The 25,887-nt window shown below is 60.7% G+C and carries 23 protein-coding genes; 5 read left to right on the top strand and 18 right to left on the bottom strand.

All coding sequences use genetic code 11. From position 1 onward, the window contains the following. From ACKVY0_RS12565 to ACKVY0_RS12485, 17 genes are all read right to left on the bottom strand, one after another. Positions 1-237 (bottom strand): PQQ-binding-like beta-propeller repeat protein (locus ACKVY0_RS12565; RefSeq protein ID WP_409215167.1); only part of this gene is annotated, 237 nt, incomplete at its 3' end. Next, positions 234-473 (bottom strand): hypothetical protein, encoded by a 240-nt coding sequence (locus tag ACKVY0_RS12560; RefSeq protein WP_409215166.1) that lies wholly within the window; start codon positions 471-473, stop codon positions 234-236. The genes ACKVY0_RS12560 and ACKVY0_RS12565, both read right to left, overlap by 4 nt. Before the next feature lie 197 nt (positions 474-670). After that, on the bottom strand, positions 671-1,237 hold the full coding sequence (locus ACKVY0_RS12555) for a hypothetical protein (RefSeq protein ID WP_409215165.1): 567 nt from the start codon (positions 1,235-1,237) through the stop codon (positions 671-673). Positions 1,238-1,363: 126 nt separating this feature from the next. Then, a complete protein-coding gene (locus tag ACKVY0_RS12550; protein WP_409215164.1) occupies positions 1,364-3,910 on the bottom strand; it encodes a PQQ-dependent sugar dehydrogenase in 2,547 nt (848 codons plus the stop codon). 40 nt (positions 3,911-3,950) lie between these two features. Further along, a complete protein-coding gene (locus tag ACKVY0_RS12545; protein WP_409215163.1) occupies positions 3,951-5,318 on the bottom strand; it encodes a sulfatase-like hydrolase/transferase in 1,368 nt (455 codons plus the stop codon). Positions 5,319-5,355: 37 nt separating this feature from the next. Next, positions 5,356-7,497 (bottom strand): sensor histidine kinase, encoded by a 2,142-nt coding sequence (locus ACKVY0_RS12540; RefSeq protein WP_409215162.1) that lies wholly within the window; start codon positions 7,495-7,497, stop codon positions 5,356-5,358. A gap of 113 nt (positions 7,498-7,610) precedes the next feature. Beyond that, positions 7,611-8,297, bottom strand: a complete 687-nt coding sequence (locus tag ACKVY0_RS12535; RefSeq protein ID WP_409215161.1) for a response regulator transcription factor — start codon at positions 8,295-8,297, stop codon at positions 7,611-7,613. 240 nt (positions 8,298-8,537) lie between these two features. Beyond that, positions 8,538-9,698 (bottom strand): vWA domain-containing protein, encoded by a 1,161-nt coding sequence (locus ACKVY0_RS12530; protein WP_409215160.1) that lies wholly within the window; start codon positions 9,696-9,698, stop codon positions 8,538-8,540. A gap of 32 nt (positions 9,699-9,730) precedes the next feature. Then, positions 9,731-11,878: a VIT and vWA domain-containing protein gene (locus ACKVY0_RS12525; protein ID WP_409215159.1), complete on the bottom strand. Its 2,148-nt coding sequence runs from the start codon at positions 11,876-11,878 to the stop codon at positions 9,731-9,733. Positions 11,879-12,264: 386 nt separating this feature from the next. Then, positions 12,265-12,663: a type II toxin-antitoxin system VapC family toxin gene (locus tag ACKVY0_RS12520; protein ID WP_409215158.1), complete on the bottom strand. Its 399-nt coding sequence runs from the start codon at positions 12,661-12,663 to the stop codon at positions 12,265-12,267. Next, positions 12,647-12,886, bottom strand: a complete 240-nt coding sequence (locus ACKVY0_RS12515; RefSeq protein WP_409215157.1) for a hypothetical protein — start codon at positions 12,884-12,886, stop codon at positions 12,647-12,649. Before ACKVY0_RS12515 ends, ACKVY0_RS12520 begins: the two co-directional genes overlap by 17 nt. Before the next feature lie 42 nt (positions 12,887-12,928). Next, the gene (locus tag ACKVY0_RS12510; protein ID WP_409215156.1) at positions 12,929-14,209 is read right to left on the bottom strand and encodes a dihydroorotase; all 1,281 of its coding nucleotides are present in this window, start codon (positions 14,207-14,209) and stop codon (positions 12,929-12,931) included. Between the two features lie 11 nt (positions 14,210-14,220). Then, positions 14,221-14,658, bottom strand: a complete 438-nt coding sequence (locus ACKVY0_RS12505; protein ID WP_409215155.1) for a type II toxin-antitoxin system VapC family toxin — start codon at positions 14,656-14,658, stop codon at positions 14,221-14,223. A gap of 2 nt (positions 14,659-14,660) precedes the next feature. Then, positions 14,661-14,936 carry a hypothetical protein gene (locus ACKVY0_RS12500; RefSeq protein ID WP_409215154.1) on the bottom strand — a complete coding sequence of 92 codons (276 nt, stop codon included), beginning with the start codon at positions 14,934-14,936 and terminating at the stop codon, positions 14,661-14,663. Between the two features lie 58 nt (positions 14,937-14,994). Then, complete coding sequence (locus ACKVY0_RS12495; RefSeq protein WP_409215153.1) at positions 14,995-17,268, bottom strand: FG-GAP repeat domain-containing protein; 2,274 nt, start codon at positions 17,266-17,268, stop codon at positions 14,995-14,997. Between the two features lie 64 nt (positions 17,269-17,332). After that, positions 17,333-19,165, bottom strand: coding sequence for a hypothetical protein (locus ACKVY0_RS12490; RefSeq protein ID WP_409215152.1), 1,833 nt, complete (start codon positions 19,163-19,165; stop codon positions 17,333-17,335). A gap of 37 nt (positions 19,166-19,202) precedes the next feature. After that, entirely contained in the window at positions 19,203-20,228 is a 1,026-nt protein-coding gene (locus tag ACKVY0_RS12485; RefSeq protein WP_409215151.1) for a S1C family serine protease, read from the bottom strand. 36 nt (positions 20,229-20,264) lie between these two features. Here ACKVY0_RS12485 and ACKVY0_RS12480 point away from each other — a divergent pair, with 36 nt between their 5' ends. The 3 genes from ACKVY0_RS12480 (at position 20,265) to ACKVY0_RS12470 (ending at position 22,517) form a co-directional block, all read left to right on the top strand. Beyond that, positions 20,265-20,990 carry a uracil-DNA glycosylase family protein gene (locus ACKVY0_RS12480; protein WP_409215150.1) on the top strand — a complete coding sequence of 242 codons (726 nt, stop codon included), beginning with the start codon at positions 20,265-20,267 and terminating at the stop codon, positions 20,988-20,990. A gap of 109 nt (positions 20,991-21,099) precedes the next feature. Continuing rightward, complete coding sequence (locus ACKVY0_RS12475) at positions 21,100-21,720, top strand: hypothetical protein (RefSeq protein ID WP_409215149.1); 621 nt, start codon at positions 21,100-21,102, stop codon at positions 21,718-21,720. Between the two features lie 110 nt (positions 21,721-21,830). Then, the gene (locus ACKVY0_RS12470) at positions 21,831-22,517 is read left to right on the top strand and encodes a hypothetical protein (protein WP_409215148.1); all 687 of its coding nucleotides are present in this window, start codon (positions 21,831-21,833) and stop codon (positions 22,515-22,517) included. Between the two features lie 7 nt (positions 22,518-22,524). On the opposite strand, the gene ACKVY0_RS12465 is transcribed toward ACKVY0_RS12470, so the two are convergent. Further along, positions 22,525-23,061, bottom strand: a complete 537-nt coding sequence (locus ACKVY0_RS12465) for a hypothetical protein (RefSeq protein ID WP_409215147.1) — start codon at positions 23,059-23,061, stop codon at positions 22,525-22,527. A gap of 188 nt (positions 23,062-23,249) precedes the next feature. Here ACKVY0_RS12465 and ACKVY0_RS12460 point away from each other — a divergent pair, with 188 nt between their 5' ends. Both ACKVY0_RS12460 and ACKVY0_RS12455 read left to right on the top strand, forming a co-directional pair. Next, positions 23,250-24,263 carry an FAD:protein FMN transferase gene (locus ACKVY0_RS12460; protein ID WP_409215146.1) on the top strand — a complete coding sequence of 338 codons (1,014 nt, stop codon included), beginning with the start codon at positions 23,250-23,252 and terminating at the stop codon, positions 24,261-24,263. 6 nt (positions 24,264-24,269) lie between these two features. Beyond that, positions 24,270-25,538 carry an FMN-binding protein gene (locus tag ACKVY0_RS12455; protein WP_409215145.1) on the top strand — a complete coding sequence of 423 codons (1,269 nt, stop codon included), beginning with the start codon at positions 24,270-24,272 and terminating at the stop codon, positions 25,536-25,538. The last annotated feature ends 349 nt before the right edge of the window (positions 25,539-25,887 follow it).

The raw sequence follows: 25,887 nt of genomic DNA, 5'->3' as shown, positions 1-25,887 counted from the left end.
CACATCGATGCCGTAGCCGCTGTAGCTGGTGAGGAAAACTTTGTCGCCGCTGATGATCGGGCTCGATGATCCAGGGCCGGGCAACTCGGTGCGCCAGACGAGGTTTTCTTTCTCACTCCAAGTCAGTGGCAAGTCCGCGTCTGCTGTGACACCATCCGCTGTGGGACCGCGAAATTGCGGCCAGTCGGCGGCTTGAGCCGCCAAGGAGAGTGTAACGAGAATGAGGAGAGGCTTCATAGTCGCATGAGAACGCCTGCTGACTGCGATAGCTTGCGGAAGCTCTCTTGGGTAAAGGCCGCTTCGATCTTTGGGAAGAAGGCCAGCGTGAGCTCCAGCTTGCGGCGGATCTTTGGGAAGCGGCCCCCGCGATGGATCAGCCATGGTCGGGTGGCGCTCCAGCAGATCGGTGAAAAAGCCCTGCGTGAGATCCTGCGCATCATGTGGTGCATGACCACGACGACGAACGAACGCATACAGCGGATACCAGTAGTCACGACACAGCGCCGACATGGCCTTCCGCGCCTGGGTGCCGTCTTTTTCATGCTGCGCCGCCAGCACCAAACTCCAGCGCGTGGTGTAAAACTCCCGTGCGCCGGGTGCGATGGAGTCATCCACACGTTCTAGTCAACACCACCGCAGCAAGCGCCATCAATGCTGTTTCTTCGGCACGCTATCTTACTGAGAACGCGGCCTTCAGCTCGACCGGCTGCACGCTGCCAGGCTGGTCGTCGAGTGGCCAGTTGGTGTGGTAGTTATTCTGGGCTTCACGCGGCTTTTCGAGTTGTTTGAAGATCAGCGGCTTCACGATCCACTTCACGGTGTAGTTGCCCGATGGCAGCTTGCCGAGGTTCACTGCAGTGACTTCGTAATAGGTGAAGGTTTTGAAGTAGTTTCCCTGCCAGATGGCCTCGTGCATCGTGATGGTGAACGTGTTGCCGCTGCGCTCGATCTTCTCGATCCACACGCGGTCGTTGTCGTCGAGATGGCGGGTGCGGAAGAGGAGCCAGTTGTCATCGCTGGCGGTCGTGGCGGGCTTTTTCTCGGCCAATTCATCTGCCCAGTCATCGAGCGACATGCCCTGCGGCTTCTGCTGGATCGCAGGCGCGTGCTGCAGCGTGGCGGAGTCGTTCCACTTGCCGGTGTCGCCGCGCACAAGCTGACGCTGATCGCTCAGCGTGCCGCGTTGGGAGCGGTCTTTAACTTTTTTGAGCGTGTCGGCCGACAGAGATGCTGTCATTGCGCATAAAAGAAGAATGAGCCTACGGAATACGCGGAACACTCGGAAAGGCGAGAGATGCGAATGAACCGGTTCCATCTGAATTCCGTGTCTTCTGTGTGTTCCGTAGGCATTCATGGTTTGGAATCATTTCTTGTTCTGAATGCGAAACAGCGACGAGAAAGTGCGGATGAACAAACTGCCGCGGGCGATGGCTGGCGTCGCCCAGGCGACGTCGCCGAGGGAGTTTTTGCGCACGAGTTTGTATTCGGGGCCGTCCTCGAGCACCCAGGTGTCGCCGTTTTCGTTCAGCATGAACACGCGACCGTTGTAAGCCCAGGGCGATGCATAGAAGCGGCCGCCTTTCGTGTTGAGCCGCTGCTTGGCGATGATTTCCTCGCCAGTCTTCGCGTTGAAGCAGCCCAGCAGGCCCGAGTCATAACAGACGAAGAGCTTGTCGCCGCTGATGAGGTAGCCGGGATGGATGCTGGAGCCGCGTTTCTGCGACCATGCGATGAACTCATTGCTCGTTGCGTCGCCTTGCAGCGTGATGTCGCCCTTGGTTCCGGGTTTGATGGCATAAAGCGGGCCGTAGTGATAACCGGCACCTGCGTAGAGCAGTCCATGCTTCGACAGCGGGATCTGGCTGACGAGTCCAGCCGTGCCGCTGAGTTCCCACAGCAACGCGCCGTCCGCCGGCACGTAGGAGCGGATTTTGTTCGCGCCGATGGTCACCAATTCGCTGCGCGTGCCGCTCTCCCACACATAGGGCGTGGACCAGGTGCTCTGCTCCTCTCGTGCCACATGCCACAGCGTTTTTCCGGTAAGCTTGTCGAGCGTTTCGAGCCAGGACTCCTGATCGTTGTCGTTCTGAATGAAGACACGGCCGCCATGCAGCACGGGCGAGGTGCCGGTGTTCCAGCCATCGCGCATCGGATAGCTCGGCCAGCGCCGCTCCCAGAGTTTTTTGCCATTCATATCGCAGCAAAACAGGCCGATGTTGGCAAAATAGCCATACACACGTTCGCCATCCGTCACCGGTGTCTCATTGGCGAAGGAGCTGCGCGGATGTCGCATCTGCGGCGGCACACCTTGATGCGCCTCGAACTCCCAGAGGATTTTTCCCGTCGCGAAATCAAGGCAGTAAAGCATCCACCGATGCACCTCGCCGCTACCGACATGACCGCCCGGATAACCGCCCACCTGCGGCACCGGCAGTTCCTTCTCACCCACCGCCGAGGTCACAAAAACCTTGTCACCCCACACAATGGGCGACGACCAGCCCCAACCCGGCACCTTCACCTTCCACACCACGTTCTCCGTCCCGCTCCATGTCTCTGGCAACGTCGCGCCTTCGCCGAGACCGTCGGCGGCCGCACCGCGGAACTGCGGCCAGTGCTGCGTGACGCCTGCGCGCACAGAGGGCGTCACGTCTTCAAGTTTTGGTTCGACTCTGGCCAACCGCATCACGCTCCCCTTCGCCATGTTGCAGAATAGCAGCTCGCCATCGCGAGGATCGACGCCGATGCCCGTGATCGCAGGCTCGAAAGCGATGATCTCCTGCTCCCAACGCCCGTTCTTCTCACGCGCCGCGATCACACGACCAAAGGCATAGTCCGCGCAGAGATAAGCGTCTTTGAACTCAGGGAACTGCGTACCGCGATACACTCGACCACCAGTGATGCTGAGGCCCGTTGTGCGCGGGTATTCGAAGATGGGATCAATGGGTTTGAATACGGCAGGCAACATGTCCTTGCCGGGGCCGAGATCGAAGGCGTGCATTCCTTCGCGATGACTCCAGCCGTAATCGCCACCTTTGACGATAAGATTCACCTCCTCGTGTAGATTCTGGCCCACATCGGCCGCAAAGAGACGGCCTGTCGGTGGATCAAAGCTGAAGCGCCAGACGTTGCGCAGACCGGTGGCCCAGATTTCGGTGCGCACAGTGGAGGGGTCGATTTTTTCGCCGTGATGCGATGTGGCACCGATGAAGGGATTGTCTGCTGGCACGGTGTAGGTGCCGACATGCACCGCAGGATGCGGATTGGGTGGCAGGCTACCGGCTTTCTTATCCACGTCGATGCGCAGGATGGCGGCATGAAAATCTTTGTGGATGAAGCGACCGCTGTCGAAGAGGTCATTCGCGCCACCGCCATCGCCCGCACTGATGTAGAGAAAGCCATCGGGGCCGAAGTGCAGATCGCCGCCGTTATGATTGCCCGCCGGATCTCGCTGTGTGATGAGAGGCTGCTCGGTGCCGCCATCAAAGCGCGAGACACGTTGATGAAGCCGGCCGTCGATGCGCAGGCTGTAGCAGACGAAGAAGCGTTTATTGTGCGCATAGTCGGGGTGAAACGCGAGACCGAGCAGTCCGCACTCGCCTTTGTCTTCAAGTTTGCCGTCTGGGCGCTCGGTGAGATTGGCAAAGAGCTGCTTCGTCGGCGTGGGTTGATGCAGTTTCGTCACCGCCTGGATGCAGCCGGTCTTTTCGACGACGAACAGGCGATCCTCCTCACCTGGAGCACTCACCACGGCCACCGGCATCGAAAAGCTCATCCCACCGAGCGCATCCTCCAGCGCAAACGCCATCTGCGGTAGTGGCGGCGGGACCGGCGGCCGCTTCCCCTTCGGAGCTTGCTGCGCCGAAGCCAACAGGCATGCGAGCATCAGGATGGCAGCAATGTGACGTTTCATGATTGTATTCCCACAAAAACGAAGCCGGGGCGGAAACCGTTCAGAGGTTTGGATCCACATTCTTCTTTCGCCACGCCTGCAACCGCGCCTTCAAATCCGCGCGTTTCGCCTGATGTGCGGGATCAGCACCGAGATCATGAAGTTCATGCGGATCGTTTTGCAGGTCGAAGAGCTGCTCGCGACCGGCTTTGGGGTAGATGATGAATTTCCACCGCTCGTCGCAAATCATGCGCTGCGTGTCGGTGAACATACCGGTGACGAACTCATGCACACGGTCGGTTTGATGCCGCAGCAGTAGCGCGAGGCTCTTGCCGGTGACAGTGGGTGGAATGGCGATGCTGCTCAGCTCGCAAAGCGTGGGGAAGAGATCGTGCAGCGTCACGAGAGCGGTGCGGCGCTCGTTTTGCGGCAAACCAGGGCCGCAGATGATGAGCGGGCTGCGGATGCTGTGCTCATACTGGTTTTGTTTGCCCAGCAGGCCGTGACTGCCGAGCGCGAGGCCTTGATCGGCGGTGAAGACGATGATCGTGTCATCTGGTGAAGGTAGCGTGGCGAGGATGCGGCCGAGCTGCGCGTCGAGATCGGTGATCATCGCGTAATAGAGCGCCAGTTCTTCGCGAACGGCGGTTTCCGTCCGTGGCGTGGGCAGGAGCTGCTCGTCACGTCCGTCGATGTTGCCGTGGTCGAAGGGATGCTGCGCGGCGAAATTGGCCGGAAGCGGCATCTTGGCCGGATCGTAGCGGTTTTTCATGCCTGTGGGCCACTGCCGCGGATCGTGCGGAAAGGCGAAGTTCACGTGCAACAGCCATGGTTGGTCCTTCGGTGCGGTTTGAATCGCATGAATGGCACCGTCGGCGATGTGGCGACTATTGTCGGGCTGCAAACCGACACCTTGATCCAGTTCGGCTTTGCCATCGTCCGTTTTGAAGGTCCAACCGCGATAACCCGTGAGCGGACGACCCCGGTCGTCGATCTCCGGTTGCGTGACGCCTTTGCCACCGCCGCTGGAGTAAAGACCGCTTGCCGTCGTGTAGCCACGCTGCATGGGATGACCGTCATTGTGCCATTTGCCAGTGTAGCAGGTGTGGTAGCCAGCGTTTTGAAACGTGCCCGCGAGTGTGGCAAGTTTGGGATCAATCGCGCCGCCGGGGTACTGTGGCAACGCTTTGAAGGCATGCGTGCCGGTGAGAATCTGCGCCCGGCTCACATGGCAGATCGGATAGCCCGCATACGCACGCGTGAAGGTGATGCCGCGTGCCACGAGGCGATCAAGGTTGGGTGTTTTGATCACCGCATTGCCCAGTGCATGAATCGTGTCGGGCCGTTGGTCATCAGCGACGATGAGCAGGATGTTCGGAGCGGCATGAAGGCCGACACTGAGCCAAAGGACGAAGAACAGCGTGCGCATGCTGTCATCACGAAGCGAAGCACATCATCCTTGCCAGTTACTTCGGCAGACGCAGCACAAAGCACGCACCATCCTTATGCGCCGCATCCAAGGTGATAGCACCACCCAACGCCGTCGCCAATCGGCGGCACAGTGCGAGCCCCAACCCGACGCCGGGAGATGAATGCGCCGCCTGATCCGCGCTCTTGTGAAACGGATGGAAAATCCGCCGCCGCTCGTCGCGTGAGATGCCGCCACCGTGATCACGCACCCGCAGCATCGCAAACTTCCCGCTCGTGTCCGCCTCCACATGGATCACCGGCTCCGCAGCACGTGGGGCGGCGTATTTGCAGGCGTTATCGACGAGATTGAAGAGAATCTGCTCCACCGCCGCCGCGTCGATGTGCAATTGCGTTTTGCGATCCGCCTCCGTGGCATGCACCCGCACTTCCATGCTGCAATCATCGGCGCGTTGCTTCAATCGTGGCAAAACTCGGTCCAGCAAATCGCCGATCGTCACATTCTCCGCACGCGCCTTCGCGCTGCCGCGTTCGAGTCGCGCATAGGCCAGCACGTTCTCGACCAGATGACTCAAGCGGCCCGCCTCGCCCGTCAGCGTGTCGAGATAGGTCTTCCGCTGCGTTTCATCCGTCACCATGCCGTCTGCCAGCATCTCGGAATAAAGGCGGAACGTCGTCAGCGGCGTGCGCAGTTCATGCGTCACGGCGGAAACGAAGTCGGCACGCCGTTCGCTGAGCGCCACGGTGCCGTGCAGCACCATGCCCACCGCCGCGGCGGCCAGCAGCACGCAGGCGAGTGCGATGGCGAGCGATTTGCGCAGAGGTGTCCAAAACGGCAGCGGCGGCAGTTGGATCACGCCCGCCATCAGTCGCACGGGCAATGCGGCGAAGCGCTGCGGATCATCGGTGGGTCGCACACCCACGGTCGCATTCGCCGCAGGTTCGAAATGCGCATCGGGAAACAGATCCGTGATCTCTTTCAGCCATGCTTCGCGCAGCGCCGGCCAGTCCAGCCACACGCCTTGCACGAGCCGCACACCGTCCACCACCGCCTCACGCGTCAGAACCAGATGCTTGCCCAGCCACACGCCTTGAAACGGACGCGAACTGGTGGCCGCTGCGTTGGTTGTCAGCGCCACGGCAGCCTTCGCAAAATCCACCGGTGCGCTTGGGGCCGGTGCTGGGGTTGTGGCGGGCAATCTTGTCGCTGCAACGGCGGCAGGAGCCGCCGGTGCTATGGCTGCCGCCATTTGGGAAGCCCCCTCTTTCACTTCATCGGTCTTCTTCATCGGCTTGGGCACAGGCAGCGCCTTCAGCTCCTTGTCGGCGGTCTTCGACAATTCCAACGTCCCGGCCCCAGTCTTCATCTTGATCATTGGCTGCTGCTTGATCGCCTCCTCATTCTGCGCGGTCACCGCCCGGCTGCGCAGCGCATTCTCTGTGTAGTTCAGTTGAAGCTGCTGCGAGCCGACCTGACCTTGCTGTACCGCCCAGGCACCGTTGCGCGGCAGATTCGCATCATTCGCTTCGAGCGGCTTGTCGTCAGCAAACTCAAACCGCGCCACACTGGCCTGCTCCGCGAGAATTTGGCGGTTGAACACCACTGTTGGCGCAAGTGCGGCAGGTTTGTTGCTGCGCAACGAAGGCAGGTAGGACGAGACCTTCGGCTCCGGCGTGATGGGATTCGAAGGTTGCGCCATCAACTCACGCAGGCCATTCAATCGCTGCTCGCTGCGCGTCAAATCGTCCGCATTGATGAACTGCGCCAGCGCCAGTGCTCGTTCGCCATTCTGCGGCACTTGCGGGGAGATGATCTGCCCGCGTGCGTCCATTTGGAAATGCAGCAGCACATGCTCGGGCGTTTCCGCCAGCAGCGGCGATGGTACCAGCACCTCGCCCTTCGCCACATTGCCATACGCCTTGTTCACCAGACCTTCCGGTGAGTGAAACGGCCGGAAATCATGCGGTGGCCGCGCATTCTCGCGAATCATGAGCGCACTCGCCTGGAAATCGAGACGCCACAGCGCCAAGCGCACGCGCTCCTGCTGGTCCGCATCCCGCGCCGCCTCCTCACGCGTGCGTTCCAGCGACAGCGTGTGCCAGCTCACCCACGCCATCGCCGCGAGCAGCAGCCCGAGGCAGGCGAGAAAGGTGATCCAGATGTGGAGTGGTTTGCGCATGAAGAAACGTTGAAATGGAACCACTAACGGACACTGACTTCACACTGATGAAGAAAAAATTCAGAAGCCATGAGTGTAAAGTCAGTGTCCATCAGTGGTTAAAAATTCTGGTTTCAGGTGAGTTGATAGCCCTTACCACGCACGGTGACGATCACACGCGGCGACTCGGCATCATCTCGCAGCTTGTGCCGTAAATTGGCGATGTGCATGTCCACCGTGCGTGTCTCCGTCTGATTGTTGTCGATGTGCCAGACGCGTTGTAGCAGCTCATCACGCGAAACGGGTCTGCCGCGATTCAACGCGAGATAGCGCAGCACATCACGCTCGCGTTCGGAAAGTTCAGTGCGCTCGCCATTCTCGAATCGCGCTTCGCTTTTGCCAAAATCAATCGTCGTAGCCGCCAGCTTCAGCGTTTCGGTGGGTGGTTGGCGTTCTGGAGCACGACGCAGCACCGCTTCGACGCGAGCGAGCAATTCGCGCACACTGAAAGGCTTCACCACATAATCATCAGCCCCCAAGCTCAAGCCACGCACACGATCATTCTCCTCGCCACGCGCCGAAAGGATGATCACCGGTGTTCCCGGGCGCTCCCGCCGCAACGCCTTCAAAATATCGAACCCGCTGGCATGCGGCAGCACCAGATCGAGCAGCATAAGGTCGAACGTGGCGCTCAAGGCCAGCTTCAAGCCCTTCTCACCGTCTGCGGCTTCCAAGGTCGTGTGACCGGCGAACTTGAGCGCATCGAGGACGCCGCGACGGATCGCGGCGTCGTCTTCAACAACTAGAATGGTGGCAGGCATGGGGGAAGGTTAAATGACGAAAGACGAATGGGGAATGACGAAATCAGCACGGCCCCTCACCCCTGCCCTCTCCCCGAAGATCGACATGGAGCACGTCCAGCTTGGGGCGGGGAGAGGGAGATCGGCTTGCGAGCGTCATGAAAATCAATCCGAGTCACAAAGCGAACCTCCTCTCCCCGTCGAGCGCCTGAACAGCTCCTGCGTTTCCTTCGGGGAGAGGTCGGGTGAGGGGTCAGTTGCTCATTTCTCCCACGCGATGCCCTTCTTCTCCGCCTGCGCACGCAGCGCCTTGGTCATCGCGGTGTCCAGTGTGTCGGTCTTGGCGGACTCCTTGCGTTGCGTGGCGACGTAGGCCTCACGCTCTTTGTTCAGGGTTAGGACCTGCTTTTGAATCTCCGCACGTTCGGCGGTTTTTTTCTCGAGGTGGGCCTTGCGCTCCTCGACGGTCATCTTCTTCATCTCCTCGGGCAGATCGGCCTCTTTGACCTTGGTGATGTCGAAGTCTTTGCTCTTGCTGGCATCGACCAGATCCCAAGTGGCATTGAGGTAGTTCGAGCTGGCCTTGGTGAGCGTGCGCTGCACGGCGGCACCGGATTGCTCATTGCTGGCGGCGTTGAGGTCCTGAACTTCCTGGCGTGCCTTGGCGGCGGGAGCAGCGGCACCATAATTGATGTAAGTGCTGTTCAGCGCCTCGTTGAGCTTCACGATCTCCTTATCCTGTGGCGCTTCGATGTGAACGATGGCCTGGTTCTGGTCGATCACGAGGTATTTGCCGTCGGCGAGCAAAGCGCCCTGGTTCCAATGCTCCGCGATGCCCTGCGCCTCGCCGCCGCAATGAATCGTATTCACGATGATCCCCTTCGCGATGGCATCTTTGCAGCTCTGCTTCGAGTCAATCGGCCCTTGAGTGAACGGCTCATTGCCGGCGATGAAGATCGCCTTGTAAACCTTCGGATTCGCATCCCAGGCGAGATCCAAGGTCGCACGCTGGATCACCGCACCGCAGTATTCCTCGCCACCGTTCGTGGTGAGGGCAAACAGCTCCTCAGAAATCTTGTCCAGGTCGCGAGTGAGCGGCTGGATCTGTCGAATCCAATGCTCCTGCGAGTTCAGTGACGATTTGCCGTATTCATAGAGCGCCACTTGCACGACTGGGGTTTTGCCGTCCTGCTTGGCGGTGATGAATTCGTTCACCAGCTTCCAAAGCTGCGTTTTCGCCTGCTCGATCAGGCCGCTCATGCTGCTGCTGGTATCTAGCAGCACGGCGATCTGGACCAGCGGTCCGTCGATGACGGTTTCGACCTTGGCAATTTCCGCCACCGGTGCGGGCGGCTGAACTTCTTTGGCGTGGCTGATGCACGCGGTCAAAGCCGCGGCGATGAGGATGTGTTTCGTTTTCATGATGATGTTGGGTTGAGTTGACGGGAAAGATTTCAGCGGATGAGCACAAGCTGACCGCGATGTTCGAGCAGCAGCTCACCACGCAGCGCGAACAGGCTCTGGCGGTTGTCAGCGGCGAGTTCATCGACCAAGCGGCCAAACTCGGCGCTGCCGATCTCGATGGTGCGGTCCGGCGCGCGCTCGGCCTTGGCGGCGTTCGCATCGCTCCAGCGGTTGCCTTTGTTAAAAAAGGCTCCGGCCTGAACCTGCTGCACGCTGGTGATCTCGACGGCGTTCATCTTGTCATCGAGGAAGCGGTTGCGGACATTGAGCTGCTTCGATTCGACTGCTTTCTGTAAATTACCGGCCTGCGACACGGCTGCGGGGCCGCTGCGCATTTTCATCGCCTTGTCGCTGTAGTTAAAGGCCGCCTTGCTGGCATTCGGAGCCGCCGCAGCGAGCGAAGTGCCTTCTTCGGCCAAGAAGGCGGTGTATTCGGTCAGAATACCGAACTGCGTCGAGAGACGGACGATTTCGTTCACCAGCTCGGTTGTGTTCGCCGTCGCACCATCGGCACCGAGATCACGGATCGCCTCGCTGAGCACGGCGATCTTATTGCTGGCCCACAAGCGGGCCACGAAGGCGTTGGCGGTGCTCGCTTTGTCGAGATTGAAGGTGAAATCGAATTTCCGCTCGCCTTCCGCCGATGCGCCCGTGAGTTGAAAATGCAGCGGCGCTTCACCACGATAGGTGCCGGAGAGAAGAATCTGCTCGCCCTCAAACACATCGGGCAACGGCGATGGAATCAGGTCACTGACACGATTCGGATCATCCAGCACACGCAGCGCGGGCTTAGTAAGCAATGGGCCACGCAGACGATCAAACACACGGCCGACTTTGACCTCCACGTCCTCCTTCGGCAGCACAAACTCAGCGCTGGCCCGCGTGTCACGGGCGATGCGTGACAACAGCGGCGTGTTCACATCCACACCGACGCCAAAGGTGAATACGCGGCGCTGGTGCGGATTCCCCTTCCCCACCGCTTCACGAATCGCCTTCTCCGAGGTCTGGCCGATGGTGGGCAGGCCGTCGGTGAGGAACAACACGAGTGGCAGCATGCCATCGAGCGGCTTCTGTCGTAGCGCCTCGACCACGGAGTCATGAATGTTCGTGCCGCCGCTCACGCGTAGTGCGCTGATGTAATCACGCGCCTGCTTGGTCGTCTCCGCGTTCTTGATCACCGGCTGCGCGGCAAACATTTCGACCGCCTCGTTATAGACAATGAGGTTGAAGCCCTCACCATCGTTCAAGCCTTCGATCACCTGCAACGCCGCCGCCTTCACCTGGTCCAGCTTCGGCCCGGCCATGCTGCCGCTGCGGTCGATGACGAGCGTGACTTCACGCTGGATCGGCTTCGCATCCGCTTTCGGCTTCGGCGGGGCGATCATCACGAGAAAATAGCCGCCGCCGATCTTCGGGTCGGGATAAGCGAGCAGCGAGGCCGTCATCTCGTCCTTCGTCTCTCGCAGCAGCGACACACGGAAGGCACCGGGGTCTTTGGTTTTGCACGAAAGGCTCGCTTCATTGCCATTCGGCTGCTTGACGGCGATTTCATGGCTCGGCGAGTACACCGAGGCGATGCGCGAGGTCGATTTGACGCGCATGGAGAGTTTCCACGGCACCGCATACTCCACCGCCTCCGAACGCGGCAGCACGTAGTCTAACCGTGCACCGTCCGCCTCAAGAAGCTGCTCATAAGTCACCCGCACCTTCTGAGTGCCGTTGGCGGGAACCGGAAAAACACTTGATTTGACCACCGCATTGCCCACGAACTCCAGCAGCGCCGGATCACGCGTCTGCGCCACGATGCTGTCGTAAATCCGCCGCGCCTCATCGCGTGGCAGCAGCCGTGCCGTGCCTTCCGCATTGCCACCTTCAAACGTAAACGCCTTCAAAACGGCTCCCTGCGGCACGGGAACGAGCAATTCCGACTCCAGCGGCCGATTCGTCGGATTGCGCAACGCGATGTCCAGCGTCGTGATGGCGATTTGATCCGCGAGGTCGATGCGGGCATCAACTTGCGTCACTTGAACCGCCTGCGTGTGGATGATGCGTGTGTTGGGAGAAATCCACGCTGGCATGCGCGCCGTCTGCGCGGTCAGGTTCGTGGCGAGAAAGAGGGCACAAAGAATCGTCTTCATGCCGCCATGATGATTCAGGCGGAAGCGGGCTTCTGTAAACCCGGTGTAAATCGCATGGGCAGTCGTATTGAAGGTATGATGTCCCTGATTGCGTTTTGGTTCTGACAGTAATTCCTTCCGCGCATGCCCCCCCAAGATGCAGACGAGCCTGCCTGGACTCAGGACTCTTCTTTGAGCGATGATCAGTGCTGGCATCCCTTCAAAATCTGGGAAGCCGCACGACGAGTACAATTCAGCCAATCCAATCAGGCGCGTGAAGAATATGCCGCTTGGCTCGCAGCGGAACCAAAGCCCGAACTCGGGCGCGTGCGTCAACCGGCGTGACAGCGGCCCAAAGTTTATCGCTTCTCCTAATGACGTGAGGCTCGCCGCCTATCCACCCATGGTCACGAGGGTGGAAAAATGCAGTTCACGGGCTTGCCTGACAAGGTGCGGTAGATGTCGAAGTCACGCCGGTCCACAGTGAGCACCGGACGCTTGGGATTCAGTTCAGCCATGCGCACGACGCAAGCATCCGCGAGGCCGGGATCGATGTCCTCATACTTGGCGAGCCATTTGATCAGGGCCGCAGCCTCCGATTCGGCAGAAAAAGTCGTTTTGATATCTCCAACCGCGAGCATGGACAGCAGCGGAGCGGGTGTACCGAGCAGCCAAGCCGCCTCGGTGAGTACGGCTTCACAGACGAGCGGCGGTGCGGTGATCTCGACGCCACGCGCCCAGTCATGATGGGCATCACGCGCATTCCAAAAGGCAACCAGCCAGCCAGTGTCAGCGATGGGTGGCATGGCGGGCTTTGAAAATGTCCCGGGCTTTCTCGCGCGTGCCGATGGAGAGATCGGCGGGCAGGCCTTCCAGCGGCGGTGCGGACAGCGATTTCATTCGAAATGAACGGGGGGGCTTGCTGCCGCGTTTCGGTGTGGGCTTCGCGTGCAGCGGCAATTTTTGGCCGAACGATTCGACGATGGCTTCAAGCCTGGAAACACGAGCTGTGAGTGTGGCAGATGGCATGGCGCTATGATGCGGAAAAATTGCCTTCGGCCAAGATGAATTTCACCTCACCAAAAGCTCCTCACCGCGATACACCACGCGCTCGACCATGCCTTGGAGCGTTTGGTCGAGGAAGGGGGTGTTGACGCTCTTCGATTTCATGAAAGTGCGGGTGAAGGTGGTGGTGCGGGCGGGGTTGAAGAGGATGAACTCGGCGATGCCGCCTTCGTTGACGGGAACGGGCGGGAGTTTCATGATGCGGCGAGGTTCGGCGCTGTAGCGCTTCACGATGAGGCCCCAGTCGAGGATGTCTTTGGAGATGTAGTAGTCGTAGAGCGAGACGAGGGCGCTTTCGAGGCCGGTGATGCCGAAGGGGGCGCTGGCGAAGTCCTGGTTCTTCTCAAACGGCGTGTGAGGGGCATGGTCGGTGGCGATGACGTCGAACCAGCCGTCTTTGAGGCCCTGGAGCAGCGCGGCGTTGTCCTCGGGCGTGCGCAGCGGCGGGTTCATCTTGTAGTGCGTGTCGTAGTCGCCGATGTGCTCGTGATTGAACATCAAGTGATGCGGCGCGATCTCGCAGGTGACGCGGATGCCGCGATCTTTGGCGCGCTTGATGGTGCGCATGCCCTCGGCGGTGGTGACGTGCTGGATGTTGAGATGCACGCCGGTGAACTCGGCGAGGCGAATATCGCGTGAGATGGAAATTTCTTCGCTGATGCTCGGGATGCCGGGCAGGCCGAGCGCGTAGCTAATCTTGCCCTCGTGCATGCAGCCTTTGCCGCTGAGTTCTTTGACTTCGCAATGACTGGCGAGCGGCAGGTCGTAATCGCGGGCGTATTCCATCGCACGGCGGAGGACCTGCGGATTATCGACGGGGAAACCGTCGTCGGTGAGCATGACGCAGCCGGCAGCCTTCATGCCGGCGATGCCGGCGAGTTCCTCGCCTTTGCGGCCTTTGGTGATGGCACCGGTGGTATAAATGCCGGGGCCGATGCGGGTGCGGCGGGCGCTTTCGAGCACGCTGCGGACGACGCCGGCGTTGTCGATGGCGGGTGCGGTGTTCGGCATCATCACGAAGCCGGTGACGCCGCCGTTGATCGCGGCTTCAGCGCAGGTGGCGATGTTTTCTTTGTCCTCCTGGCCGGGTTCGCGGGCGTGAACGTGAATGTCAAAGAGGCCGGGGAGCAAAATGCGGCCGGTGCAGTCGATGACTTCGCAATCGCTGACGCCGGTGATTTCAGGGGCCACACCGATGATCTTATCGCCCTCGACGAGTACGTCGGCAGTTTGCAGCTTCGGCGAGTCTTCGCTGGCGATCTGGGCGTTGCGGTAGAGGCGTTTCATGAAAAGGGCAGTCAAAGTGCGGGGATGATATTTACACCGCGCAGTCCAAACAGCGGTGCGGCGGCGAGCAGGTGGCGGTCATGGGAGTAAATCTCGGCAAACCCGTTCTGTGCTGCAGAGGCCAGATGCAGGGCGTCTGCCGCCCGCAGAAACACGCTGGCGGAAGCTGTGGCAAAAACGGCTTCTGCCTGCTGATAGACCGCTGCGGTCAACGGGAAGCAGTGCAGGCCGCCCGCCTGGCAGTCGTTCTCGAACTGTCTGCGCAACTGCTCGTAGGCCGCCATCTCAATGCGTGTCTCGCGCAGGGCGCGATGGAAGGCGGCGAGAGTCTCCAAACGCCCGTGGCGGGCGGTGCTGATGGCATCCGTCGCGGCCAGTTTTCTCACCTCGGCGCAGCCATGATCCTCAAGGTAGAGCCTGGCGATGTAACTGGTGTCAAAGTAAAGCATGGTCAGCGGCCGTCACGATCCTCTGAAATGAGATCGGTGATGTCGCGATCACCAGCTTTCAAGCGGAATGCACCGGCCTGCTGCATGGTTTCGAATTCAGGCATCAGATTGCGGCGGGCAAAGTAGGGCTGTTCCGTCTCCGGGCCGGTTTCCTCGGGAACGCACTCCATCAGCAGAACCAAGGCCTCCTGGGACACGGTGCGCTGGTGTTTCGCCGCGGAGCGAGCAAGCCGTATAAGCAGGCTTTTCGGGAGAGGTTCGATGACGAGTGCGGACATGCTGACAAAGTGACGTGAACTTTCCCAAAGCGCAAGCGCCAGCCCAATCGTGGAGGGTTCACTTCTTCCGCACGTAGAGCAGCACGCGGTCGTGGGTGAGGAGGCAGAGGTCGAGGCGGCCGTCTTTGTCGAGGTCGAGGGCGGCGTAGTCGTGGGGTTCGTTTTCGAGGCCGGTTTTGCCACGGAAGTGAGGGTCGGTTTCGAAGACGCGGAAGTACATGGCGCTATCCCATTTCTGACCGGCGGCGGGCTGGAAGATCTCGATGACGCGGCTTTTGGCGGTGTCGATGAGGGCGATGTCATCCACATCTTCACCGGAGAATGAGGCGGCAATGAGATCGGAGGGCGTGGTGTCTTTGAGATCGCTGTCAAAGGTGGTGATGGTTTCAAGTTTGAGCGTGGTGCCGTCGAGCGGGGTGATTTGGAAGCTGGTTTTGGCAAGCAGGAGCAGTTGGGTGTTTTTTTCCGCCCCCGTGAGCACACACTGGTCGGGGGCCATGACGGGGAGGGCGTGGGTGTGGTCGGCGCGATAGACGCGGTCTTTGCCAGCAATGAGTTCATGCAGCTTGCTGTGAGTGGTGTCGATGAGGAGCACGGATACCTTGCCATCTTTGCGTGAGACGAGGGCGCTGTGCAGTTCGGCGGCGGGATCGGGCGCGTTGAACTGCTCGACGATGTTCGCCTTGCCGTCGGCATCGACTTTGAAGGCGCGGGCGAGCTGTTGATGGGCGATGAGGATTTCTTCCTTGCCGTCGCCGTCGAGATCGCCCGTGGTGAGTGCGGCGGGGGCGAGTTTGCTGACAAACGAATCAGGAATGCCCTCGACGCGTTTGAGGGGCGCTTTGGCGTCGGTGGTGCTGAGCAGCAATTGCAGCGGGCCGAGATTCGAGAACAAGGCGAGATCACCGCGACCGTCCTGATTGGCATCGACGACGCGAATGCCGTTGATGCGGCCGGTTTTGACCGTGAGTTCCTGCGTGGCGGCGTTGAAACCTTTGCCGGAGCCGGATTTGCGCAAGGTGATGAGCTGGGGCTTCGATTTGATCTCGCTGGCACAGAGGATGGTCGTTTCAGCGGGTGCGGCGATGGAGCCGGTGGTGAGAGCGAGCAACGTTTCGCCTTCCTTGGCCTGATAAACGATCTCGGGATAGACGAGGCGGTCGTTCTGCCAGCGAGCGACACCGATGGACTGCTCGCCGGGACTGAGCAGGACGAGATCGGCCTTCTTGTCGGCATCGACATCGGCGATGGCGAGGGATTCGACACCGCTGAGGATGGGAAACTCCCGGCCTTCACTGAACGCTCCACTGCCGCTGCTTTGGAACAACCACGCACGCGCGGCTTTCGGCTCTGACATGACGACATCAGCATGGCCGTCGCCGGTGAGATCGCCATAGGCGACGGCACCGTTCTTCGACTCAGTCGGCGGCATGGCATAGCGGATGGTGGCGGCACGGTCGGCGTTTGGTTCGGCAGCGCCCTGCGTGAGCTTCGCGACTTCGACCATGTTGGTTTCATCCTGAATCCAGGCGATGCCGGTTTTTTTGTCACCAAGACGGATGGGATGCAGCCAGTGGCGCGTGGTGGGGATTTCGAGCCGCCATTCCTCGCCAAAGGTGGTGCCTTCATGCTGCAAGCGCACGAGCAAGGCATCGCCTTCGGGTGCGGTGTAAAACAGATCAGCGCGGCCATCGGCATCGAGATCAGCGATGCTCAAACCGGCGCAGCCGCCTTCGCCAAGCGCGTAGTTTTGCGGGTCCGCCCACTCGCCAGGGGATTTTTGTAGCAACACCATCAAACGTGTGTTGGTGAGCAGGGCGATGTCATCGCGGCCATCACCGTTCAAATCGCGCACGGCGAGCACTTCGGTGTCGTCGGCGGTGGAATCGAGCGTGAACTCACGCTTCTCGGTCCAGGTGCCTTTGTCGCCCTGCATGCGGAGCACGAGTTTTTCATCATCGGTGATGAAGGCGATGTCCTGGCGCTTGTCGCCGTTCCAATCGCCGACAATGAGCGCCAGCGCGGCATGACCGATGACAAGCGGCTGCTTGTCGAAGCGGGAGACTTCGAGAATCGGGTTCCAGCGGTCGGTGCGGGCGGCTTTTTCGGGATCGCCGGGCTGCACGCCGTCTTTGCGCTGCAGCAGAAACTCGATGCGCGCGCGTGAGGCGTTCACGATGGCGAGATCGGTCAGGCCATCGCCATTGAAGTCGCCGGAACGCGGACTGGAGGTGTTCCAGTCGAGTTTGACGATCTCCGGGCCGTCGAAGTAGAGCGCGGGCTTTTCCGCGAGAGCCGCAGTGGCGAGCAGGATGAGGGCAATGGAGCGCATGAGAGTGATGCTGGATGCTGGCGGCTTGATGCTTGATCCAGAAACCAGCATCTGGCATCGGCGGTTACTTCGCCTCGACCGGCGTGGTCAGGTAATGAAGCTGGATGGCGTCGGGATGCGCGTAGCTGGCGCTGAGCAGGCTGCCGAAGTAACGCTGGAAGGTTTCATTTGAAGGACGTGCGGCGGCGTCAAACCAGCCGCCGGAAGCAGCAGCGGCGGGCGTTTCGTCTTCGGCATCGGCCTTTTTGACGGGGCCTTTCTTCTTGGCCGCAGCGGCCTTGCCGCCGCTTTTGGCTTCGAGCGTGGCGGCGGCAGTGGCGACCATGTTGAGCAGGCGGCCTGCATCTGTGACGCCGACGCCAGTGTAGTTCTTCGGCACGAGGGAGAGGAGGTTTTGCACATGCGCATTTTCCCAGACACTCGGACCCGAGGGATCCTTCATGCGGCCGAGGACTTTTTTCAGCGTGGTCGGTGTGCCGATGGAAATGAGCAGATACTTGCCGGTGTTGCAGAAGGCGACCTCGGTGGCGGCATTGGCGGTCTGCGTGGTCTTGAGCGTGTTGATGGTGAAGCCGAGGAAGTCGCTCTCCTCAAAGGCACCGAAGCCGGCACCGGCGAAACGTTTGATGCCTTCGAGTGCGCCGCCGAGTTTGTCGGCGTCCTTGATTTTGAAGCCCATCACCTGGCTTTCCTTGGTGCCATCACCGTCCTGCACCTGGATGACTTCATCGGCCAGGCTGCCGAAGAGATCCTCGCGAATCTTGAAGCCCATCTGCGCTTCGAGCTGCGGAATCTGCATGGTGACCATCATCGCCATCGGCCCCATCTTGGCGATCATCGCCAGGATGCCATCAAAAACGACGCCGAAGTCCATGCGGGCGACGCTGGCGGTCAGGATGCCGGCGGGGATGAAATTTGGCAAGGTCACCTCGTTGCCGGTGCCGCGCATCAGGTTGAGCACACCGGTGGGCTTCTGCGGATGCAGGATCGTCAGGTCCATGCGTGACTGCGCATCCTGCAACTCCATGGTGAAGGCGACGGCCTGCAACTCCTGCGCGCCGAGCATGTCCATGACCTGCTTCGGCTTGATGTCGAAGTTCATCCCTGCGGCGGGTTTGTTGTCGCCCTTCTTTTTCTCTTCGGCTGCCGCGAGGGCTTTCTCGCCGAGTTCGAGGATCTTCACGCCGTTGAAATAGAGCATCAAGTCGCCGCCGCCGTTGGTGAGCTGGCCGATGCGGGTGAGGTGCTCGCGAGCGACGCCGGGCGGATCGCCCGCGTTGTTCTTCAAAGCGCCGATCATGTACTCCATGAGTTTGCGGGAGTTGGCCTCGATCATCACATCGCCGACCACCGCCCAGGCGGTGACCCACGCCGCGTCCTCCGCTTCAGAAGCGGCGGCGATCTGTACGCTCACGCCACCGATGTCCTCGGTGCGCAGCTTGATGTCCGCGTTTTCCTTCTTCTTTGACTCCACTTCGGCGAGCTTGTGCGCCTCGATCTCCTTCTGCTTGCCGGCGATTTCGCAGAGCGAGACATTCGGCGGGTCTTTTTCAAACTCGGCAAAGTCACTGAGCACGAGAAAGCTCACCAGCGCGCCGGGATAATCCTTGAGCGTGTCGTACATGCCGCTGCCGTAGGTGTCCTTGAAGAACTTGTCCCACGGGGCGTCGCCGGCTTTACGCATGGGGGCCATCCAGCGTTTCGCCTCGTCGTCCTGCATGAATTTGGCGTAGCTGCTCTTGTCCCAGTCGGCGATCAGCTCGGGCGTGTTTTTGACGACAATGACACCGACGGTGTCCTTCGGCATGAGATTGAACCATTGCTCCAGCCGGTCGGCGGCGGAGGCGGGGAGGATGCTGGCAAGCAGCAGGGAGAACAGGAGGGTGGTGCGTTTCATGGAGGGGTGAGATGGGGATGCGATCAGCAGTGAAGAATCAACTGCGCGGGGTTACAGAATCCGGCTTGGTTGTTTCCTCCGGCGGTGCCGGCGGCGGCAGGTAGCGGAAGCCGGCGTTCGGATTGCGCGGATCGAAAGCGAAAGCTTCGCGGTTCTTTAGAAAGAGTCGCAGCACGTTCGCCGGAATCGAAAAACCGAGGCCTTCGACGCCGACACCGGCGGCCTTCATGTTGTTCACGCCGACGACTTCACCGCGGGCGTTGAACAGCGGCCCGCCGGAGTTGCCGGGATTGATCTGCGTGGTGCTTTGAATGTACCAGCGGCCACCGCTCTCACGCGCACGAATGCTGACGATGCCCTTCGACACGGAACGCTCCAAACCGAGCGGACTGCCGATGGCGAAGACCTCCTGGCCTTGCGTGAGCGCTTCCGAATCGCCCATCGGCACAAACGGCAGCGTGTCGGCGGCGGGATCGTCGATTTGCAGGATGGCGAGATCGAGGAAGCCATTCATGGCGACGATCTTGACCTTCGTGAACTGCTGCTTCTCCAGCCCGCCGGGCTTTTTGCGATACACGACCACCGTGATCTCACGCTCACCGGCGATGACGTGCTGGTTGGTGATGACGTAGCCGAGTTTGTTGATGATGAAGCCGGAACCGAGGCCCGACGCGGTTTGAATCTGCACCACACCCTCCGCCACGCGCTGAACGTTCTTCTCCACCGTCATCGGTTCGCGTGCGGGTTCGACGAAGTAGATGTCCTCGCCCTGCACGGCGGCGGTTTTGGCCGCAGCAGCGCCAGCCTTCTCAAGAATGGAAATCTCCGTGCGCGGCACGGTCAGCACGGTGTTGCCGAGATCAAGAACGACAGCGTCATCACGCTCCTTGAGGACATCGCCGCGCAGTTCCGCGCCATTTTTGAGGACGATCTTGACGGTCTCCGCCGACGCGGCAGCAACCGCCATGCAGACCGCCGCCAGAATTCCGAAGCTCAGGTTGTTTCGCATCACGGGCGCGGACTCTAGCGGACGCGTCTGCGGATACGAGTTCTTTTTGCACATCTTGACGCGCCAATCTTCCGCGCATCTCATGCGCCGATGCCCGCCGATGCCCTGATCTCCGCCGCCCAAACTTTGCGCGAAACCCTGCGCCCGCTGCGCTTCGCCGCGCCGGTCGAATTTGTCTATCAGCCGCTCGATTACGCCTGGGCACCGCATGAAACGTATCTGCGGCGCTTTGGCGGCAGTACCAAACGCATCGTCCTCATCGGCATGAACCCCGGACCCTTCGGCATGACGCAAACCGGCGTGCCCTTCGGCGAAATCGCCGCCGTGCGCGACTGGATGGGCATCCGTGAACCCGTGGGCAAACCGGAGCGCGAGCATCCGAAGCGCCCCGTCGTCGGTTTCGACTGCCCGCAGTCGGAAGTCAGCGGCAGACGGCTCTGGGGCCTGTTTGCGCAGCGTTTTGGCACGCCAGAGGCCTTTTTCAAAGAACACTTCATCACCAACTACTGCCCGCTCGTCTTCATCGAAGCCAGCGGTCGCAATCACACGCCCGACAAGCTTCCTGCCGCCGAAACGACGGCGATGGAAGCCGCGTGCGACGCGCATTTGCGTGCCGTCATCACCGCCTTGCAGCCCGAATGGGTCATCGGCGTCGGTGCGTTCGCCGAAGAACGTGCGAACCGCGCGAAGGAAGCGATGAGCGGTCATTTCAACATCGGCCGCGTCCTCCACCCCAGCCCCGCCAGCCCCGCCGCAAACCGCGACTGGGCCGGAGCCGCGACGAAGCAGCTCGTGAAACTGGGCGTGTGGGAGTGAGAAATCGTGCTTGTATCGTGATCAGGCTTCCAGCTAGCCTGCGGGAATGAGGTTTTGGAAAACAACTGCTGTTAATCTGCTTGCTGCGACGAGTTCGGCATGGGCAGGCATGTCCTCGCCTCAACTGTCCGACGTGGCGAAGGCGCGGCTGGATGTGATTTCGTTCTTCATCCTCGTCTATCTGCTCTGTGCGGTGATTTTCCGCTGGCTGTGGAATCTTCTCGCCAAGGACTTCGCCTGGATGCCACGGCTGACGCTCCAGCGCTCGATCGCGCTGCTCGTCGTGGTGGGATTGTTTCTCTATTTCATCCTCACGATGATTTCGGGCGCACGCGAGCTGATGACGCCCGGAGCCTGGGCGAAGCAGGGCATCACCTACAAGCTCCAGACGCCGGATCGCGATCCCAAACCGTGGCTCGACGCCGCCCGCAAGCACTGGCTGGAAATCCTGCGTGATGCGCTGCGGGAATACGCCGTGAAGCATGAGGGCAAGCTGCCGGTGCATGCCTATGTCAGTGATTTCAACACAGCTTTGTGGAAGGGCGCGCATCCCGATGATTATTGGCTCATCTACATTCCAGGGCTCACCTTTGAGTCCGCCAACCGTGTGCTCGTCTATGAACCGGCGACCTATGGCGCCACGCGCTGGGCGTTGCTCACCGACGGTTCGGTGGTGTCAATGAACGGCGACGAACTCGACGAACGCGTGCGGAAGGAGTTCGGACCGTGAGTGATGTCGAAACAACACCCAGCAGGCACTTCTGGGGAAGAATGATCTGGAGACTGGTGAAATGGGGGATGGTGGTGTTTGTGCTCTTAATCTTGCTGGGTTCGATTTCTTTGCTGGAGCTCCCTCTTCGCGTGCTGTTCGGCTGGTTATTTTATCTCATCGAGGTCATCCCCAGAACGCAGACCAACGTCGAACTGCTGCTATGCTCGCTGGGCGCTCTGTTGCTGGGCATGACGGGCATGCAATGGCTCATGTCACGGTTGCGCGCGCCAAACCGCTGGCCCTGGCGTTGGAGCCTGACGTGGTGCGGCATTCTCATCGTGATGTTCAGCACCAGCATTGCCGCCGTGGGCATCGTGCATCAGGTCGGCTGGTTGTTTCGGCTGCCCGGTTGGATCGAGATGGGTGGCATGGGAACGCAGATGAAGGCGGTGAACAACGCCAAGCAAGTGGTGTTGGCGGCGCGGCAGTATGCCAGCGAGCATGACGGCAAGTTCCCCGAGGTCTGCGCTGAGATGATGCCGGAAATCGTCGCGGATTCTCGCATCTTCTGGGCCACCGTGGATCGCGGCATGCCATTGGAACCACTCGTTTATGCCGGTGCCGGCATGCGTGACACGGATGATGGCAGTCTTCTCGTCGTCTGGTCACCCCGGCCCAGCACCAGTGGTCGGCGCGTGATCGCACGGCTCGACGGCAGTGCCGAGGTCATCCGTGAAAAGGAATTTCAAACGCTGCTTGCCGCCTATCGGCAACGTCTCTTCCGGCACAATCCTGCTGCCGGGACACCTCGCTGATCTCAAATCAAGGGGTGCGCTTCTTCAGCTCCGCCTGCAACTGCTCGATCTGCTCCGCCATCCGGCGCATCTGCTGGCGCATTTCCTCCAGTTCGGCGTGAGGCTTCTCGCCGCCCGGATGTTTGCCCTCCTTGCCATGCGCCTCGGCCTGCTGGCGTTTCATGCGTTCCTCGATCTCACGGCGCATATTTTGGGCGATCTGCTCGATGCCCTGGGCCGGTTCGTTCAAACCAGCGGCACGCAGGTGCTCGACCGCCTGCATGATGTGCTGCAGGCGCTCGGCCTCCGGCCCCTTGCCGGCAAATTTGCCACCCTCGGGGTGCTTATCCGCTTTCTTGACGGTTTCCTTGCCATGCAGCGCCGCCATCAGCCGCTCGGCCTCGGCGTGCAGCTTCTGTGCTTCGTCCAGGCGTCCGGCCTGTTTGGCCTCGCCCGCCTGATGCATCAGGTTCTCGATGGCCTGCTTCGGGTTTTCCTTCGTTTCCTGGGCAAATCCCCCGCAGGCGAGAGCGAGGCCGGCAATGATGAGTGTGGTTGTTTTCATGGTGCGAGGTAAACGAAGCAGCGCTGGCCGATCTTCCTCAAGCCCGGGATCGGGCGAGAGAGCGGTGGCCGTGTGAACGTTCACACCCACATCCATTGTGCGGCTGGATGTTTCAGCTTCACGAAGCCGATCTTTTCACCTTTACTGCACGCGTACTCAAATAGCGCCGCCCATCCATGACTCACACCATGCACCCGCCCCCCGCATCACTGAACCGCCGCCGCTTCCTCATGGGAACCGCCGGGGCCTGCGCAGCCCTTGGCACGGGAGGCTGGCTGTGGTCGCAGCCTCGAAGCTGGCAGGTCTTCCGCCAAACATCGCACGCGCTGGGTTCTGCCGTCACGCTGTCCGTGTGGCATCGCGATGCGGCTTTGGCGGAGGCGGCGCTGGACGCGGCGTTCGCGGAACTCGAACTCGTGGAGAGCGTGATGAGCATTTACCGGCCGGAGAGCCAGCTCAGCCGCTTGAATCAGAATGCGGTGCTTGATGATCCGCATCCGCATCTTGTGACTGTGCTGCAATTTGCCACCGAGATCGCACAACAGACCTCTGGGGCCTTTGATGTGACGGTGCAGCCGCTGTGGGAGCTGTATCACAATGCGAAGAAACACAACCGCCTGCCGAGTGAAGCGGAAGTGATGCAAGCGCGTGCTTTGGTGGACTGGCAACGGGTGAAAATCACGCCAGAACGACTTCAACTCGATGGTGCAGGCACGGCGATCACGCTCAATGGCATTGCGCAAGGTTTCGCGGCGGATGCGGCGATGGCGGTGCTGCGGCGTGCGGGTGTGGCGCATGCGCTGATCGATGCGGGTGAGATGAATGCGATCGGCGGCAAGCCGGATGGTGCAGCATTCACCGTGGGCATCCAGCATCCGCGCCATGCCGACGCGTTTGTCTCGATGGCGAAACTGCAGGACCGCTGCCTCGCCACCTCGGGCGACTACGAGACGCGCTTCAGCGACGATTTCGTCCACAATCATCTCTTTGATCCACGCACCGGTCACTCGCCGACGGAACTGGCGAGCGTGTCCATCGTCGCGCCGACCGCGATGGCCGCAGATGCACTTTCGACAGCGGTGTTAGTGCTCGGTGCCGAGCGCGGCATGGAACTGGTGCGGCGCACGCCGGGCACGGATGCGCTGCTGGTTTCAAAGCACGGCCGGATCACCGCCACCGAAGGTTTTCCACTCAACGCCTGATCCACCATGAACTCACTCCTTCGCATCGGCATCGCCGTGCTGCTGCTGGCTCGCTGGGTCAGCGCGGACACCATTGAACTCATGAACGGCAATAAAGTGGAGGGCAAAGTCCTCGCCACGGATGCCACCGCCAAGACCGTCACCGTCGAGGCGCTGATCGGCGGGCAGACGATCAAGCGCACGCTGCCGCAGGCCCAGGTGCATGCCTTGACCGTGAATGGCCAGCGCACCGTGCTCACCGCCAAAGCAGGCGCTACGACAACGGCGGCATCAACCACGCGCACACCAGCCGAAGTGCAGGCGCTCATCACACAGGCCGGCGCCACACCGCCGGATTGGTTCAAAGCCACCAAGCTGAACTTCCCGAAAGGGCTCGATCTCTCGTGGTCGCCACAGCCCAAGGGCCAATGGAACAACCAGAAGTATGTCGGCCAGTTCATCTGGGACATCATCAATCCCAACGAGAACCGCTGGCAGGAGGGCATCAAGTTTGTCGATCACGTCCTCGAGGTGAACAAAAACGACGCGAAAATCCGTGAGCGGGCCACCATGGAGACGGCCAACATGTATTTTCGCTTCTTCCAAGACTACGCCCGCGCTGCCTGGTGGTGGCAGCAGGCCGGCGTGACGGAGCAAAGCTCGGCGGCGAGCGTGTTCCTCGCCGAGTGTTACTGGCGGCTCGGCAACAAGCAGATGGCGCTCGATTTGATGCAGGATCCCGACGGCTACCTCAACAGCATCAAGCTCCTCGGCGACATGGGCGAGATCGACAAATCCATCGCCATGGCCGAGCGCTACATCGCAGGCACCCGTGAGCCGCAGTGGGCGCTCATGCTGGTCGGCGACGCCTGCCGCTTGGCCGGCCGCAAAGAGGCCGCGATCGTCTATTATCAAAAGGTGCTCGATGCTCCAGACGATCCCATCAACAAGAACCGCTGGGAACGCATGAACAGCCGCGCTAGGGCCAACATCGAGGCCATCAAGCTGTTCGACCTCTTGAATGTCGCGAAAGTGGCCGATGGCACCTATCAATCGAGCAGCCTCGGCTACGAAGGGCCGGTGCAAATCGACGTGGAGGTGAAAGCGGGCCGCATTGAGTCGGTCAAAGTCACGAAGCACAAGGAGAAGCAGTATTACTCGTCCATGCGTGACGTGCCTGAGCAGATCATCGCCAAGCAAGGCGTCAAAGGTGTCGATGCCACCAGCCGCGCCACCATCACCGGCAACGCCATCATCAACGCCACCGCCAAAGCACTCGCCGAAGGCGCGCGATGATTTGAAATCAAAACCTTATGGGCCTGACCACCGGAGTCAGGCCAAATGGCCCAGCCAGTCCGTGCTGCGTGGCGCGGAGAGTGAGTCCAGGAGGAGCGTTAACAGGTGCAGGCGCAGACATCCTTACCCCAGGGGAAACTCAGTGATCCAGTTCTGCTCTGCGACCGTCCAGCCTCTGCGGTTCAATCCAAATTAACCGCAGAGGCTGGACGGTCGCAGAGGCTGAGCCGTAACCATGCAGTTGGGTTTGCGCTGAGCGCGGCAGCGTCCTGGAGTGCTCCAGCCCTCTGGAGCTTTCCGCAGGCCCGGGGACGCTCGAAAGCGCCAGAGGACTGGCGCACTCCAGGAC

The organism is Prosthecobacter sp., assembly GCF_046154365.1.
Classification (GTDB): domain Bacteria; phylum Verrucomicrobiota; class Verrucomicrobiia; order Verrucomicrobiales; family Verrucomicrobiaceae; genus Prosthecobacter.
Note: the sequence above shows the minus strand (reverse complement) of the source record. Positions and strands in the feature narration are given on the sequence as shown.

What these genes read in the sequence shown, in the direction of transcription:
- ACKVY0_RS12560 (WP_409215166.1), bottom strand. Translation starts at nt 473, where the DNA reads ATGCGTTCGTTCGTCGTCGTGGTCATGCACCACATGATGCGCAGGATC.
- ACKVY0_RS12555 (WP_409215165.1), bottom strand. Translation starts at nt 1,237, where the DNA reads ATGACAGCATCTCTGTCGGCCGACACGCTCAAAAAAGTTAAAGACCGC.
- ACKVY0_RS12550 (WP_409215164.1), bottom strand. Translation starts at nt 3,910, where the DNA reads ATGAAACGTCACATTGCTGCCATCCTGATGCTCGCATGCCTGTTGGCT.
- ACKVY0_RS12545 (WP_409215163.1), bottom strand. Translation starts at nt 5,318, where the DNA reads ATGCGCACGCTGTTCTTCGTCCTTTGGCTCAGTGTCGGCCTTCATGCC.
- ACKVY0_RS12540 (WP_409215162.1), bottom strand. Translation starts at nt 7,497, where the DNA reads ATGCGCAAACCACTCCACATCTGGATCACCTTTCTCGCCTGCCTCGGG.
- ACKVY0_RS12535 (WP_409215161.1), bottom strand. Translation starts at nt 8,297, where the DNA reads ATGCCTGCCACCATTCTAGTTGTTGAAGACGACGCCGCGATCCGTCGC.
- ACKVY0_RS12530 (WP_409215160.1), bottom strand. Translation starts at nt 9,698, where the DNA reads ATGAAAACGAAACACATCCTCATCGCCGCGGCTTTGACCGCGTGCATC.
- ACKVY0_RS12525 (WP_409215159.1), bottom strand. Translation starts at nt 11,878, where the DNA reads ATGAAGACGATTCTTTGTGCCCTCTTTCTCGCCACGAACCTGACCGCG.
- ACKVY0_RS12520 (WP_409215158.1), bottom strand. Translation starts at nt 12,663, where the DNA reads ATGCCACCCATCGCTGACACTGGCTGGCTGGTTGCCTTTTGGAATGCG.
- ACKVY0_RS12515 (WP_409215157.1), bottom strand. Translation starts at nt 12,886, where the DNA reads ATGCCATCTGCCACACTCACAGCTCGTGTTTCCAGGCTTGAAGCCATC.
- ACKVY0_RS12510 (WP_409215156.1), bottom strand. Translation starts at nt 14,209, where the DNA reads ATGAAACGCCTCTACCGCAACGCCCAGATCGCCAGCGAAGACTCGCCG.
- ACKVY0_RS12505 (WP_409215155.1), bottom strand. Translation starts at nt 14,658, where the DNA reads ATGCTTTACTTTGACACCAGTTACATCGCCAGGCTCTACCTTGAGGAT.
- ACKVY0_RS12500 (WP_409215154.1), bottom strand. Translation starts at nt 14,936, where the DNA reads ATGTCCGCACTCGTCATCGAACCTCTCCCGAAAAGCCTGCTTATACGG.
- ACKVY0_RS12495 (WP_409215153.1), bottom strand. Translation starts at nt 17,268, where the DNA reads ATGCGCTCCATTGCCCTCATCCTGCTCGCCACTGCGGCTCTCGCGGAA.
- ACKVY0_RS12490 (WP_409215152.1), bottom strand. Translation starts at nt 19,165, where the DNA reads ATGAAACGCACCACCCTCCTGTTCTCCCTGCTGCTTGCCAGCATCCTC.
- ACKVY0_RS12485 (WP_409215151.1), bottom strand. Translation starts at nt 20,228, where the DNA reads ATGTGCAAAAAGAACTCGTATCCGCAGACGCGTCCGCTAGAGTCCGCG.
- ACKVY0_RS12480 (WP_409215150.1), top strand. Translation starts at nt 20,265, where the DNA reads ATGCCCGCCGATGCCCTGATCTCCGCCGCCCAAACTTTGCGCGAAACC.
- ACKVY0_RS12475 (WP_409215149.1), top strand. Translation starts at nt 21,100, where the DNA reads ATGTCCTCGCCTCAACTGTCCGACGTGGCGAAGGCGCGGCTGGATGTG.
- ACKVY0_RS12465 (WP_409215147.1), bottom strand. Translation starts at nt 23,061, where the DNA reads ATGAAAACAACCACACTCATCATTGCCGGCCTCGCTCTCGCCTGCGGG.
- ACKVY0_RS12460 (WP_409215146.1), top strand. Translation starts at nt 23,250, where the DNA reads ATGCACCCGCCCCCCGCATCACTGAACCGCCGCCGCTTCCTCATGGGA.
- ACKVY0_RS12455 (WP_409215145.1), top strand. Translation starts at nt 24,270, where the DNA reads ATGAACTCACTCCTTCGCATCGGCATCGCCGTGCTGCTGCTGGCTCGC.